This is a genomic window from Streptomyces litmocidini, from assembly GCF_014649755.1.
Lineage (GTDB): Bacteria > Actinomycetota > Actinomycetes > Streptomycetales > Streptomycetaceae > Streptomyces > Streptomyces litmocidini.
Map to the genome: position 1 here is coordinate 74,539 of NZ_BMTQ01000021.1, position 13,468 is coordinate 88,006.

The 13,468-nt window shown below is 73.8% G+C and carries 14 protein-coding genes; 6 read left to right on the top strand and 8 right to left on the bottom strand.

What is annotated here, in order from left to right:
* Positions 1-8: 8 nt before the first annotated feature.
* The 3 genes from IE180_RS31990 to IE180_RS32000 form a co-directional block, all read right to left on the bottom strand.
* Positions 9-590: a carbonic anhydrase gene (locus tag IE180_RS31990; protein ID WP_190160448.1), complete on the bottom strand. Its 582-nt coding sequence runs from the start codon at positions 588-590 to the stop codon at positions 9-11.
* Between the two features lie 88 nt (positions 591-678).
* Positions 679-1,071: a hypothetical protein gene (locus IE180_RS31995; protein WP_190160449.1), complete on the bottom strand. Its 393-nt coding sequence runs from the start codon at positions 1,069-1,071 to the stop codon at positions 679-681.
* Between the two features lie 255 nt (positions 1,072-1,326).
* On the bottom strand, positions 1,327-2,268 hold the full coding sequence (locus IE180_RS32000; protein ID WP_190160450.1) for a LysR family transcriptional regulator: 942 nt from the start codon (positions 2,266-2,268) through the stop codon (positions 1,327-1,329).
* 70 nt (positions 2,269-2,338) lie between these two features.
* Here IE180_RS32000 and IE180_RS32005 point away from each other — a divergent pair, with 70 nt between their 5' ends.
* On the top strand, positions 2,339-3,499 hold the full coding sequence (locus IE180_RS32005; protein WP_190160451.1) for a TDT family transporter: 1,161 nt from the start codon (positions 2,339-2,341) through the stop codon (positions 3,497-3,499).
* Here the strand turns inward: IE180_RS32005 and IE180_RS32010 are convergent.
* The 4 genes from IE180_RS32010 to IE180_RS32025 form a co-directional block, all read right to left on the bottom strand.
* Positions 3,426-4,139, bottom strand: coding sequence for a helical backbone metal receptor (locus IE180_RS32010; protein WP_190160452.1), 714 nt, complete (start codon positions 4,137-4,139; stop codon positions 3,426-3,428). The genes IE180_RS32005 and IE180_RS32010 overlap by 74 nt on opposite strands.
* Before the next feature lie 13 nt (positions 4,140-4,152).
* Positions 4,153-4,704, bottom strand: coding sequence for a helix-turn-helix domain-containing protein (locus tag IE180_RS32015; RefSeq protein WP_190160453.1), 552 nt, complete (start codon positions 4,702-4,704; stop codon positions 4,153-4,155).
* Between the two features lie 141 nt (positions 4,705-4,845).
* Complete coding sequence (locus IE180_RS32020; protein ID WP_190160454.1) at positions 4,846-6,654, bottom strand: ABC transporter permease/substrate binding protein; 1,809 nt, start codon at positions 6,652-6,654, stop codon at positions 4,846-4,848.
* Complete coding sequence (locus tag IE180_RS32025; protein WP_190160455.1) at positions 6,647-7,720, bottom strand: quaternary amine ABC transporter ATP-binding protein; 1,074 nt, start codon at positions 7,718-7,720, stop codon at positions 6,647-6,649. The genes IE180_RS32020 and IE180_RS32025 overlap by 8 nt, the downstream gene beginning before the upstream one ends.
* Positions 7,721-7,993: 273 nt before the next feature.
* Between IE180_RS32025 and IE180_RS32030 the strand changes: the two genes are divergently transcribed.
* Positions 7,994-8,899, top strand: a complete 906-nt coding sequence (locus IE180_RS32030) for a 5'-3' exonuclease (protein WP_190160484.1) — start codon at positions 7,994-7,996, stop codon at positions 8,897-8,899.
* Positions 8,900-8,982: 83 nt separating this feature from the next.
* Positions 8,983-9,819 carry a siderophore-interacting protein gene (locus IE180_RS32035; RefSeq protein WP_190160456.1) on the top strand — a complete coding sequence of 279 codons (837 nt, stop codon included), beginning with the start codon at positions 8,983-8,985 and terminating at the stop codon, positions 9,817-9,819.
* Between the two features lie 109 nt (positions 9,820-9,928).
* Here the strand turns inward: IE180_RS32035 and IE180_RS32040 are convergent, their stop codons facing one another.
* Complete coding sequence (locus IE180_RS32040; RefSeq protein ID WP_190160457.1) at positions 9,929-10,579, bottom strand: MerR family transcriptional regulator; 651 nt, start codon at positions 10,577-10,579, stop codon at positions 9,929-9,931.
* A gap of 197 nt (positions 10,580-10,776) precedes the next feature.
* On the opposite strand from IE180_RS32040, the gene IE180_RS32045 reads away from it, so the two are divergent.
* The 3 genes from IE180_RS32045 to IE180_RS32055 all read left to right on the top strand — a co-directional run bounded on the left by IE180_RS32045 (position 10,777) and on the right by IE180_RS32055 (position 13,414).
* Complete coding sequence (locus IE180_RS32045; protein ID WP_190160485.1) at positions 10,777-11,691, top strand: hypothetical protein; 915 nt, start codon at positions 10,777-10,779, stop codon at positions 11,689-11,691.
* Positions 11,688-12,137, top strand: a complete 450-nt coding sequence (locus IE180_RS32050; RefSeq protein WP_190160458.1) for an ABA4-like family protein — start codon at positions 11,688-11,690, stop codon at positions 12,135-12,137. Before IE180_RS32045 ends, IE180_RS32050 begins: the two co-directional genes overlap by 4 nt.
* 326 nt (positions 12,138-12,463) lie before the next feature.
* Entirely contained in the window at positions 12,464-13,414 is a 951-nt protein-coding gene (locus IE180_RS32055) for an alpha/beta hydrolase (protein WP_190160459.1), read from the top strand.
* The last annotated feature ends 54 nt before the right edge of the window (positions 13,415-13,468 follow it).

The window sequence follows — 13,468 nt, forward strand, 5'->3', positions numbered from 1 at the left end:
GGCTTCCCTCACAGTGCTTCGAAGGCGTCGGTGTCCGCGCGGTGCTCGCGCACGGCTCCGGTGTGGACCTCGTAGTACCAGCCGTGCAGGTCGAGCCGCCCGGACGCGAGGCCCTCGTGGACACAGGGGTAGGAGCGCAGCCGCAGCAGCTGTGTCAGGACGTGGTGCTGTACGGCTTCGGCGAGCGTGGGGTCGGCCGGGTCGGCGCACCGGGGCTCCTCCGCGGCGTGCGCGAGCCAGTCGCGCACCGCGGGGACGGCGTCCAGGTCGTCGCCGCGCACCACGGCGCCCACGGCGCCGCAGTGGGAGTGGCCGCAGACCACGACGTGCCGGACGCCGAGGACCTCCACGGCGTACTCGATGGTGGCGGCCTCGCCGGTCGGGGTGCCGGAGCCGTACGGCGGGACGATGTTGCCCGCCGTGCGCAGTTCGAAGAGCCGGCCGGGCCGGGCGCCGGTGATCAGGGCGGGGACGACCCGGGAGTCGGCGCAGGTGATGAACAGGACCTCGGGGGACTGGCCTTCGGCCAGCCGGGCGAACTCCTCAGGGCGCTGTCCGAACGTACGGGCGTTGTCGATGAGGGGTTGCATGGCGTGGTGACTCCTCCTGGCGCGTCGTGGGGACGCGTCGGGTGTGCGGGGCGGGTGTGCGGGGTGGTGGTGGGGGCCACTCCGCCGCTCAGCAGCGGAACGCCTGGAGTGCGGCTATGGAGCGGAGGCCCGGCGTTCTCGCCGAGGAGGGATCCGCGGCACCGCGCGTGGCCGGCCGGGGTGCGGTCGGGGCGGGGCGCGGCGGCGACGGGCGTCCGGACGCGGCCGGCTTGTCGGCGGCGCGGTGGCGGTCGCGGGTGCGCGGGGGACCGATCGGGTCTCCAGGCGGTTCGAGGTCGCGGCAGGTGAGGGCCTCGTCGTGCGAGGTCGTCCCGGAGGGCTTCGTCCCGAACGGCGCCCCGGCGACGGCGTGCCGGGGCATGTGTGCGGAGGTGAAGGAGGCGGTGGTGAGGAGCTGGAGGGCGACGAGGACGGCGGCGAGGGTCGAAAGCCCCGTCCGGGCCGTCGTTGCTCGGTGCATATGCCTCCCCCAGGGCGTCCCACCGGGTCTGGAAATGACCAATGGTTGGTCAACGAATGGTCAAGGGGGACGATAACTCAGCAAAGTCGCTTGCGGGGCTGACTGAACGTCACCGATGGAAGCGAGCCCGAAAACCCGAGGAAATTTGACGCGCATCGGCCCTTGAACACCGCTCGCCGGTCGTGTAATTGCGAAGTTTCCCCGCGTGCCGGTCGTCGGCAGCGGGCACCGGTGGACCCGGTCGGGAAGAGGCCCCTATCCCCGCGTCAGCGACAGCAGGTCCCGCGCCGGGCCCGTCGGGCGGTGGCCCGTCGGCCACACGGCCCGCAGGTCGCGGCGGAGCAGCACCCCCTCCACCGGGATGGCGACGAGGCGTCGCGACGCCAGCTCCTCGGTGATCGCGAGTTCGCTCAGGACCGCGGGTCCCGCCCCGCTCACCGCCGCCGCCTTGACCGCCGTCGTGGAGGCGAGTTCGAGGAGCGGCTGCGCGAGGCCCCCGTGCGCGGCGAGCGCCGCGTCGAGGACCTGCCGGGTGCCGGAGCCGCGTTCGCGCAGGACCAGCGGGGTCGCGGCGAGTTCGGCCGGGTCGAGCGGGCTCCGGCGCCGGGCCCACGGGTGGGAGGACGCGGCGACGACCGCCAGCCTGTCGTGCGAGACGACGACGCCGTCCAGGCCGTCCGGCACGGCGAGCCCCTCGACGAAGCCGATGTCGGCCTCGCCCGCGAGGAGGCGTTCCGCGACGGCCGCCGAGTTCCCCGCCTGGAGCGACACGGCGGTGTCGGGACGCTGGGCGCGCAGTGCGATCAGCCAGCCCGGCAGCAGGTATTCGGCGATCGTCATGGACGCGGCCACCCGCAGCCGCGAGTCCCGTCGGCCGCGCAGCGCCTGCGCGCCCGCGTCGAAGGCCTCGGCGGCCTCCACGACGCGCCGCGCCCAGTCGGTGACGAGGGCGCCGGCGTCGGTGAGCCGGGAGCCGCGCGGGGAGCGGTCGAGCAGGGCCACGCCGAGCTGCCGTTCCATCGAGCGGATCCGGCTGCTGGCGGCGGGCTGGGTGATCCCGACCTCGCGGGCGGCGGCACCGAGGCTGCCGTGCCGGGCGACGGCGAGGAGGAGTTCGAGCGCGCCGAGGTCCGGGACCCGGTGGGAGAGGCCCCGGTGGGGGGAAGGGGGCGGTGTCGGGCCCGGCTCGCTGCTCATAAGGTCAGCTTATGGCCTCATAGTCGCGGCGTCCCTGGTGGGGGCCGTTCCGGCGCGAAACGATCGGGACATGGCAAGCCTCGCACCTTCTCCTCCCGCCCTTCGCGCCACCACCCCCGGCGCCCGGGCGACCCGTTCCGTCCGTCACCTCGGACCCAACTGGTACGCCTCCGTGATGGGCACGGCCGTCGTCGCCAACGCGGGCGCCACCCTCCCGCTGGACGTCCCCGGCCTCCGTACGGCCTGCGCCGCGGTCTGGGTCCTGTCGCTCGTCATGCTGCTCGCCCTGCTCACCGCCCGCGCCGCGCACTGGGCCCGCCACCGGGACCGGGCCCGCGCCCATCTGATGGACCCGGCGATGGCGCCGTTCTACGGCTGCCTGTCGATGGCGCTGCTCGCGGTCGGCGGCGGGGCGGTGATCGTGGGCCGGGACTGGGTCGGGCTTCCCGCGGCCGTCGCCCTCGACGCCGTCCTGTTCGCCGTCGGCACGGTGATCGGCCTGGTGGCCGCGGTGGGCGTCCCGTACCTCATGGTGGTGCACCACCGGATCGAGGGCGCGTCGCCGGTGTGGCTGCTGCCGGTGGTCGCTCCCATGGTGTCCGCCGCGCTCGGCCCGCTGCTCGTGCCCCACCTGCCCGCCGGGCAGGCACAGCAGACCCTGCTGATCGGCTGCTACGCACTCTTCGGCGTCAGTCTGCTCGCCACCCTGGTCATGCTGCCGCTGGTCTTCGGACGGCTCGTCACCGGCGGCCCGCTGCCGCTCGCCCTCACCCCCGCCCTCTTCCTGGTCCTCGGCCCGCTGGGCCAGTCGACGACCGCCGCGAACAAGTTCGCCGACACGGCCGCGGGCGTGCTGCCCGCCCCGTACGCCCACGGCTTCGCCGCCTTCGCCGTCCTCTACGGGGTGCCCGTCATGGGGTTCGCGCTGCTGTGGCTGGCGCTCGCCGGGGCGATGGTGCTGCGGGCGCGGCGGCGGGGCATGGGCTTCGCGATGACCTTCTGGGCGTTCACCTTCCCGGTCGGGACCTGCGTGACCGGTGCCGAGGGCCTGGCCGGGCACACCGGTCTGACGGCGTTCCGGTGGCTGGCGGTCGTCCTGTACGTGCTCCTCGTGGCGGCCTGGCTGGTGGCCGCTCTCCACACCGCGCGCGGGCTGTTCAGCGGTGCGCTGCTCGAAGGGCCCGGGCCAGGGCCCGCGGGGCCTCGGCCAGTGACGGGCCGTACCAGGTGAGCATGCGCCCGTCGACGAGGGCGGCGGCGGTCCCGGGGAAGGCCTCGGGTCCGTCGTCGCGCGTGAAGCGGTAGGGCTCGTCGGGCAGGACGACGAGGTCGGGGGCGGCGGCGCGGAGTTCGTCGAGCGGGACGCGCGGATAGCGCTCGGGGTGGTCGGCGTACAGGTTCCGGACGCCGAGGCGGGCGAGCAGGTCGCCCGCGAAGGTGTCGCGGCCGACGACCATCCAGGGCCGCCGCCAGATCGGCACGACGGCGGTGGCCGGTTCGAGGCGTGCGACGGACTCCCAGGCGGCCTCCGCCTCGTCGAGCCAGCGCGGCCGGGGCGCGCCGCAGGCGGCGAGGACCCGTTCCAGTTCCCGCAGCGCCTGGTCGAGGGTGCGGATCTCGGTGACCAGGACGTCGAGTCCGGCGGCCCGCAGGGCGGCGAGGTCGGGGGCGCGGTTCTCCTCCTCGTTGGCGACGACGAGGTCGGGCCGGAGCGCGGCGATCGCCGCGACGTCGGGGTTCTTCGTGCCGCCGATGCGGACGGCGTCGAGTCCGGCGGGGTGGCTGCACCAGTCGGTCGCGCCGACGAGGACGCCGGGGGCGGTGACGGCGACGGCCTCGGTGAGGGAGGGCACGAGGGAGACGACTCTCATCGGTGCGCGGCCCTCACTCCACCTCGGCCTCGACGTGGTCGCCGACGGCGACGACGAGGAGGCGGGTGCCGGGCTCGGTGGCGCGCCAGCGGTGTCGTACGCCGCCGGAGAGGTAGAGCGTGTCGCCGGGGCCGAGCCGGTGGGCGCGGCCCTCGGCCTCGACCTCGGCCGCGCCGTCGGCCACGTAGAGGAGTTCGTCGTTCCGGTGCTGGAACTCGCGGCCCGCGTCCTGCTCGCCGGTGAACTCCAGGGCGTGCAGCTGGTGTCGGCCGCGGACCAGCGTCCGGACGCCCGGGGGCATGCCGGGCGAGCGGTCCCCGGCGCGTACGACGTCGACGGTGCGGGAGGCCTCGGCGGCGGCGAGGAGTTCGCCCGCCGTGGTCTCCAGGGCCTCGGCGACGAGGTCGAGGGAGCGGCGGCTGGGGCGCGCGCGATCGTTCTCTACCTGGCTGAGGAAGGGCACGGAGAGGCCGCTGCGGGAGGCGACGACGGCCAGGGTCAGCTGGAGCGCTCTGCGGCGCCTCTTGACGGCCGCGCCCACGCGGGGTGCTTCCTTCTCGTCCACGTCGGCTCCCTCCCTCTGCTCGTACCGGTCGGTTACCTGAACCTTACGCAGCTTTGGGGCGGGGTTTCGCGTCGTGCCGAAAAGGGGTGGCCGCCGAACACGTTCGGCGACCACCCCTTTTCGGTCAGTGAGCGAAGTGCCCTACTGCGGGGCCAGCTTCTCCGCGAGGCCGGGGTTCCGGTCCAGCCAGGTGCGGACGGCCTGCTGCTCCTTGCCCTTGCCGGTCTCCTGGATGACGGCTTCCAGGCCCGTGAGCTGCTTCTCGGTCAGCGAGAAGTTCTTCAGCCAGGTGCCGACCTCGGGGTTCTCGGCGGCGAACCCCTTGCGGGCGAGGGTGTGGACGCCGTCGCCCTTGCCCCAGGAGCCCTTGGGGTCCTTGAGCTTCTTCAGGTCGTGGGCGGAGTAGGCCCAGTGCGGCGACCAGAGGGTGACGACGACGGGTTCCTTGCGGTCGTAGGCGCGCTTCAGCTCGGCGAGCATGCCGGGCGTGGAGCCGTCGACGACCTTGTACTCGCCCTCCAGGCCGTAGTCCTTGAGGACCTTGTCCTTGAGGAGGCCCATCATTCCGGCGCTGGGCTCGATGCCGACGATCCGGCCCTTGAACCGTCCGGCCTTGCCCTTGAGGTCGGCGAGGGAGTCGACGCCCTTGACGTACGAGGGGACGGAGAGCTCCAGGGAGGTGGGGCCGTACCAGGAGCCGAGGTCCTCCAGCTCGTTCTGGTACTTCTTCCAGTACTGGGCGTGGGTGACGGGGAGCCAGGCGTCGGTCTGGAGGTCGACCTGTCCGCCCGCGAGGCCGGTGTAGAGGGCGCCGGCCTCCAGCTGCTTGGTCTCGACCTCGTAGCCGCGGCGCTCCAGGAGCTCCTTCCAGAGGTACGTGGAGGCGATGCCCTCGTCCCAGGGGATGTAGCCGATGCTGACCTTCTTGCCGTGGCCGCCGTTCGGGCCCGAGGCGGAGGCCTGGCCGCCGGAGCCGCCGAGGAAGCCCGTGCCGCCGGCGGCGAGGGCGAGGACGACGACGCCGACGAGGGCGGTGACGGGCTGCGGGCGGTGGGCCCAGAGCTTGGCGCCGGGCCGCTTGGCGCCCAGCGCGGCGCGGGCCTTGGCGACGGCGCGGCGGCCCAGCGGGGAGACCTGGCTGCCGAGCGCGCCGGTCATCCGGTCCAGGTACATGGCGAGGACGACGATGGAGACGCCGGCCTCGAAGCCGAGGCCGATGTCGACGTTGCCGATGGCGCGGTAGACGGCGCCGCCGAGTCCGCCGCCGCCGACCATGCCGGCGATGACGACCATGGAGAGGCCGAGCATGATGACCTGGTTGACGCCGGCCATGATGGTCGGCAGGGCGAGCGGCAGCTGGACGCGCAGCAGCGTGTTGCGCGGGGTGGTGCCGAACGCCTCGGCGGCCTCGACGAGTTCGCCGTCGACCTGGCGGATGCCGAGCTCGGTCATGCGCACGCCCGGGGGCAGCGCGAAGACGATGGTGGCGATGATGCCGGGGACCACGCCGACGCCGAAGAAGATGATGCCGGGGATCAGGTAGACCATCGCCGGCATGGTCTGCATGAAGTCGAGGACGGGCCGCAGGACGGTGCTGACGTTCTTCGAGCGGGCCGCCCAGATGCCGAGCGGGACGGCGATCACCAGGGTGACGAGGGTGGCGACGAGGACGAGGGAGAGCGTGGCCATGGCCTCGTCCCACAGCTGGACCGAGTCGACGAGCGCGAATCCGGCGAAGGCGAGCACGCCGGCGGCGAGGCCGCGCAGCCACCAGGCGACGACGGCGAGGACACCGGCGAAGAGCAGCGGCTGGGGTGCGGACAGGACGGCGTCGATGCCGTCGTAGAGGCCGGTGACGCCGGTGGTGACGGCGTCGAAGAGCCAGGAGAACTGGGCCTGGAGCCAGTCGACGGAGCTGTCGACCCACTGGCCGAGGGGGAGCCTAGGCACGGGCGGTCACCTCCCGGGGCTCGGGGAACGGGGCGGTCGTCGCGGCGACACCGCCCATGACGGCGAGGAGGCGTTCCGTCGGTACGACTCCGAGGACGGAGCCTTCGGCGTCCTCGACGGTCACCGGGTGCGGGGCCAGGGCGGCGGCGGCGCACAGGTCGGCGACGAGGGTGTCGGGGCCGACGGGACGGCAGGCGCAGTCGTCGGGGCAGTCGACGGGGGCGGCGTCGGTCATGACGGCGGCGGCGGTGAGCACCCGGGAGCGGTCGACGTCCTGGATGAAGGAGGCGACGTAGTCGTCGGCGGGGCGGACGAGGATGTCCTCGGCGGTGCCGAGCTGGACGATCCTGCCGTCGCGCATGACGGCGATCCGGTCGCCGAGGCGCATGGCCTCGTTGAGGTCGTGGGTGATGAAGACGATGGTCTTCTTCAGCCGCTGCTGGAGCACGAGGAGCTGGTCCTGCATGTCGCGGCGGATCAGCGGGTCGAGTGCGCTGAAGGACTCGTCCATCAGGAGCAGGTCGGCGTCGGTGGCGAGGGCGCGGGCCAGGCCGACGCGCTGCTGCATGCCGCCGGAGAGCTCGTCGGGCCAGGACTTCTCCCAGCCGGCGAGGCCGCACAGTTCGAGGGCCTCGGCGGCGCGGGTCTCGCGCTCGGCACGGGGCACGCCCTGGACCTCCAGGCCGTAGGCGGCGTTCTCCAGGACGTTTCGGTGCGGGAAGAGCGCGAAGTGCTGGAAGACCATGCTGATCTTGGTGGCGCGGACCTCGCGCAGCTCGCGGGGGGAGAGCGCGGTGAGGTCGTGACCGTCGTAGAGGACCCGGCCGGCGGTCGGTTCCAGCAGGCCGTTGAGCATGCGGAGGAGGGTGGACTTCCCGGAGCCGGACAGGCCCATCACGACGAAGATCTGGCCGGGTTCGACGACGAAGCCCGCGTCCACGACGGCCGCGGTCGTGCCTTCGGCACGCAGCTCTTCGCGTTCGGCGCCGTCCGCGAGCCTGCGGACGGCCTCGTCGGGTCGTCTGCCGAACACCTTGTACAGATGATCGGCCTGGAGCCTGGACACATGCACCTCACGGGTAGGAACGAAGAACGGCCCCACCACCCCCGCGCGGCCGGGCCGTGGAGCGGGCGGGATCGGCCCGCGGCCCGTCGCGCACGGGATCCTTTTCGTTGAATCCCGTACCGGGTTCCGCTCCGGGCTCGCGCATGCCCTGCTTCACCGAGTGCAAACGCAAAGGTGACGGGGGTCACGCGAGGCTCCCCGGAAGGGCCCGCACACGGAACGGAGGGGCCTGTCGGTGGGGTGCGGCATGATCGGGGTGTGACGCGACGCCTGATGCTCCTCGACACCGCCAGCCTCTACTTCCGCGCGTACTTCGGCGTGCCGGACTCCGTCCGGGCGCCGGACGGCACCCCGGTGAACGCCGTGCGCGGGCTGCTCGACTTCATCACCCGGCTCGTCCAGGACCACCGCCCCGACGACCTGGTCGCCTGCTGGGACGAGGACTGGCGGCCGCAGTGGCGGGTGGACCTGATCCCCTCGTACAAGGCGCACCGGGTGGCCGCGGAGACGGCGGCGGGCCCGGACGCGGAGGAGATCCCGGACACCCTGTCCCCGCAGGTGCCGGTGATCGAGGAGGTCCTGTCCGCGCTCGGCATCGCGCGGGTCGGGGCGGCGGGTTACGAGGCGGACGACGTGATCGGGACGCTGACGGGCCGCGCCGGCGGGCCCGTGGACATCGTCACCGGCGACCGCGACCTGTTCCAGCTGGTGGACGACGCCCGGGGCGTCCGCGTGCTGTACCCGCGCAAGGGCGTCGGCGACTGCGACCTGGTGGACGCGGAGCTGATCCGCACGAAGTACGGCGTGCGGCCCGACCAGTACGCGGACTTCGCGGCGCTGCGCGGGGACACGAGCGACGGGCTGCCCGGCGTGAAGGGCATCGGCGAGAAGACGGCGGCGCAGCTGATCACGGAGTACGGGGACCTGGCGGGCGTCCGGGCGGCGGCGGAGGACCCGGCGTCGGGGCTGACGCCGGCGAAGCGGCGCGGGATCGTGGAGGCGGCCGCGTACCTGGACGTGGCGCCGACGGTGGTGCGGGTCGCCGCCGACGTGCCGCTCCCCGGGTTCGACCCGGCCCTGCCGACCGCTCCCCACGACCCGGAGGCCCTGGAGGCGCTGGTGAAGCGCTGGGGACTGGGGGGCGCGGTGGGCCGTCTGCTGCCGGTCCTGGAGCGCTGACCGGGACCGTTCGGGCCGCGCCCCTCTTGACGGATGATGGTAGCTTAGGCATACCTAAGTAAGCAGAGTCAGGAGAGCCCGTCGTGGCAGAGCAGCCGACCCGCAAGGCACCGAAGGCCACCGAAGCCCACGTGGTGCACACCGAGCGGATCACTCCGCACATGGTGCGGGTCGTGCTGGGCGGCCCCGGACTCGACGGCTTCTCGGCGGACACCTACACCGACCACTACGTGAAGCTGCTGTTCGCCCCGGAGGGGGTCACCTACCCGGAGCCGTTCGACGTGGAGCGGATCCGGGCGGAGTTCCCCCGGGAGCAGTGGCCGACGACGCGGACGTACACGGTGCGGTCGTGGGACCCGGTCCACCGCGAGCTGACCATCGACTTCGTGGTCCACGGCGACGAGGGCCTGGCGGGCCCCTGGGCGGCGCGCGCCCGGGCGGGCGAGACCGTACGCTTCCTCGGCCCCGGCGGCGGCTACGCTCCGGACCCGGCGGCGGACTGGCACCTGCTCGCGGGCGACGAGAGCGCGCTCCCGGCGATCGCGGCGGCCCTGGAGCGGCTGCCCGAGGGGGCGAGGGCGCACGTCCTGATCGAGGTCGCGGACGCGGCCGAGGAACAGAAGCTGGCGTCGGGGGCGGGCATCGACGTCACGTGGCTGCACCGGGGCGACCGCCCGACGGGCGAGGCGCTGGTCGAGGCGGTCACGGCCCTGGCCTTCCCGACGGGCGACGTGCACGCCTTCGTCCACGGCGAGGCGGGCTTCGTGAAGGAGCTGCGCCGGCACCTGCGGCTCGACCGGGGCGTGCCGCGCGAACGCCTGTCGATCTCGGGCTACTGGCGCCTGGGCAAGTCGGACGAGGCGTGGCGCGCGATCAAGCGCGAGTGGAACGACCAGGTGGAGCGCGAGCAGGAGAGCTGAGCGGCGGGGCCCGGGGCGACGAGAGCCCCGGGCCCGTCCGTCACTCCACCCGAACGCTTCCGCCACTCCGCCCCGGGCTCCTCCGTCACCGCGCCCCGGGCCCCTGCCGTCACTCGGCTCCCCCGTCCTCCTCCGTCCGGCCGAACATCCGGTTCGAGGCGTCCGTGTGGGCCAGGCGACGCAGCGCGGCGAAGATCGCGTCACCCAGGACCGTACCGACGACCGCGCTCTCGACCAGCTCCTCCCGCGCCACGTGGTGCGCCACGTAGTCCAGATCGGCCCGCGCCACCCCCTCCGCCGCGTCCGCGTACGCGTCCAGGACCTCGACGAACCGGCCGTGCCCGAGTTCGTCGAGCGCCACGAGGGCCGTCGCGAGGGCGTCCGACGCCGGGCCGGAGGGGTCGGCGCGCCAGCCCCGCGCCTCGATCAGCCCGGCGACCGTCTTCCGCGCCTCCTCGATGCCGCCGTCGGCCTCACGGCCGTAGCGCGGCACCAGCGGCTTGGTCGCCGCGCCCAGCACCATGTGCACCGGCCGCCCCGGGTCGTCGACCGCCATGACCACGCCCCGGATCGCCGCCACCGACAGGCCGCCCACGTCGAGGAGCGCCCTGATCAGGCGGAGCCGCCGCACGTGCGCCTCTCCGTACGACGCCTGGTTCGGGCTCGTCAGCTCACCGGCGGGCAGCAGGCCTTCCCGTACGTAGAACTTGATCGTCGGCACCGACACCCCGGTCCTGCGACTCAACTCTCCGATGCGCACAGCGCGTTCACCTTCCAGATCCCTCTCCGGCCTTGCCGACCGACACCTCCATCATAGATAGTGGCGCTATCAGATAGTGGCGAGTGCCACTATCCATACTTTCCCACGGGGGGATCCGTATGTCCTCGTCGAATCCACGCGCCCGCACCACCCCGCCACTCCGGCCGCACCGCCCCCTGATCTGGTTCGTCGCCTCGATGGGCGTCCTCGCCCTCGTCTCCGCCGTCGGCATCGCCGTCGACGACCGGGTACTGGTCGGCGTCCCCATCTGGACCAAACCGTTCAAGTTCTCGGTCTCGTTCATCGCCTACGGCCTCTCGCTGGCCTGGATGCTCTCGCTGCTCCCCCGCCGCCGACGGGCCGGCTGGTGGGCCGGGACGGTGGTCGCCGTCGCCAGTGCCGTCGAGATGGTGCTCATCACCCTCCAGGTGATCCGCGGCACCCAGAGCCACTTCAACCGGGCGACCCCCTTCGACGGCGCCGTCTTCCAGGTCATGGGCCTCACCGTCGCCGTGCTGTGGCTGAGCGCCCTGGCCATCGCGGTACTGCTGCTCCGCGCCCGGATCCTCGACCGGGCGATGGCCTGGGCCGTCCGGCTGTCCTCCCTGATCGCCCTGGCGGGCATGGCCGTCGGCTTCCTGATGGTCCGTCCGACACCGGAGCAGCTGACCGTCGACGACCCGCCGGTCGTCGGCGCCCACAGCGTCGGCGTCCCGGACGGCGGCCCCTCGATGCCGCTCACCGGCTGGGCCACCACCGGCGGCGACCTGCGCATCGCCCACTTCTTCGGCATGCACGCCCTTCAGCTGCTGCCGCTGCTGCTGATCGTCCTCACCGCCCTCGCCGCGCGCTCCGCCCGCTTCCCCGTCCTCGCCCGCCTGGCCGACGAGCAGGTCCGGCTGCGCCTCGCGTTCACGGCCTCGGCGACGTACGCGGCGGCCTTAGTCCTGCTGACCTGGCAGGCCCTGCGCGGCCAGGCGCTCCTGGCACCGGACGCCACGACGCTCGCCGCCGCGGGTGCCGTCGTGCTGCTCGGCGGGGCGGCCACGGCGCTGTCCCTCCGCACCGTCCCCGTCGCCTCCCCCGCCCGCACCGAGGAGGTCACGGCATGACCGGCTTCCTGTTCGAGCTGGCGTTCCTCCTCGCGGCGCCGGTCTGGCTGCTGATGATCTTCGCGCCGGGGTGGCGGGGCACGGAACGGCTCGCGGCCTCGCCGCTGACCGTCCTCCCGATCCTGGCCGTCTGGGCGGTGCTCGCCGCCCCCGTCCTGCCCGAGCTGTGGACGGCGGTCAGCAGCCCCGACCTCGACGCCTTCCGCGACCTCACCGCCCTCGCGAACGGCGCCGGCGCCCTCTGGGCCCAGGTCATCGCCTGGGACCTCCTCCTCGGCCAGTGGATGTACCGCGAGGCCCGCCGCCTCTCGGTCCCCCCGCTCCTGATGGCCCCCCTGCTCCTTCTGACGATCCTCCTCTCCCCCGTCGGCCTCCCCCTGTTCCTGGTCGTCCGCGCGATCTGGACGACCAGGGGCGAGCGGCGGCCGGTACGCGCTCCGGCGTGACGGCCCGGGACCACCCCGTCGCCCCGGGGCGGCGGGTCTACTCTGGCCGGATGCCGGACATCGACCGCGCCGTCGGCGCCGTACTGGGCTCCGCCGTCGGCGACGCGCCGGGCGCCCCTCAGCACCCCGAGCCAGAGGCGTCCGATTTCAGGCGCTGGGACGATCCACGCGACCGGTACGAAGAAGGTGACTCACGACCCACAAGATCGGGTGAACCGACCGGCTCCGTTGCCGTGCCAACACCCGCGGCGAACGGTCCAAAACAGCACGGGTGAAGGGACGTCAACTCTGCCGCCTCCGGTCGGACTTCGCGCATACTCGACCGCATGGAGACCGATCCGTACCTGGACCCCGAGCTGGTCGCCGCGCTGGCCGCCCGCGGCGGGGTGCCAGCGCCGCTGACGCCCGGCGGGCTGGCGGCCTGGCAGCGGCGGGACGCCGAACGGCGGCCGCGGCCGCCGCTGGGGCAACTCGCCGACGGCGGACGGTTCGAGGCGGCCGAGCACGACGCGGACGGGGTCGCCGTGGTCTCCGGCCGCCCGGCCGGGGCGGACGGCCCGCTGCCTGCGCTGCTGTACCTGCACGGGGGCGGCCTGATCGGCGGCAACGCGTACGCCGTCCTGCCCCGCGTGCTGCGGGAGTTGGCGGAGCCGCTCGGGCTGGCCGTGCTCTCCGTCGAGTACCCGCTCGCCCCTGCCGCCCGCTACCCCGCCCCGCTGCACGCCTGCCGCACCGCCCTGCGCTGGGCCGCCGCGCATGCCGGGCGGCTGCGGATCGATCCCGACCGGATCGTGCTCGCCGGCAAGAGCGCCGGCGGCGGACTGGCCGCCGCCCTCACCCTGCTGCTCCGCGACCGGGGCGGCCCGGCGCCATACGGACAACTGCTGCTCAGCCCGATGCTGGACGACCGCGGCACCACCTCCTCCGCCCGGCAGGCCTCCGGCCACGACACCTGGGACGCCACTTCCAACGCCACCGCTTGGCAGGCTGCCCTCGGCCCCCAGCACCGTGCCCCCGACCTCCCCTCGTACGCCGCTCCCGCCCGCGCCCACGACCTCACCGGCCTGCCCCCCGCCTACCTGGAGGTCGGCTCCGCCGAAACCTTCCGCGACGAGGTCACCGCCTACGCCGACGCCCTCTGGCGGGCAGGCGGCCACGTCGAACTCCACGTTTGGCCCGGCGCCCTCCACGGCTTCGACACCCTCGCCCCGGGCGCGGCCGTCAGCCGCACCGCGGTCGCGGCCCGACGGGACTGGCTGCGGCGCCTGCTCTGTTAGGCCCTCCCCCGATCCCGCCGGGTGCCCGACGTCGCGCGCCGGTCCGACAAGATC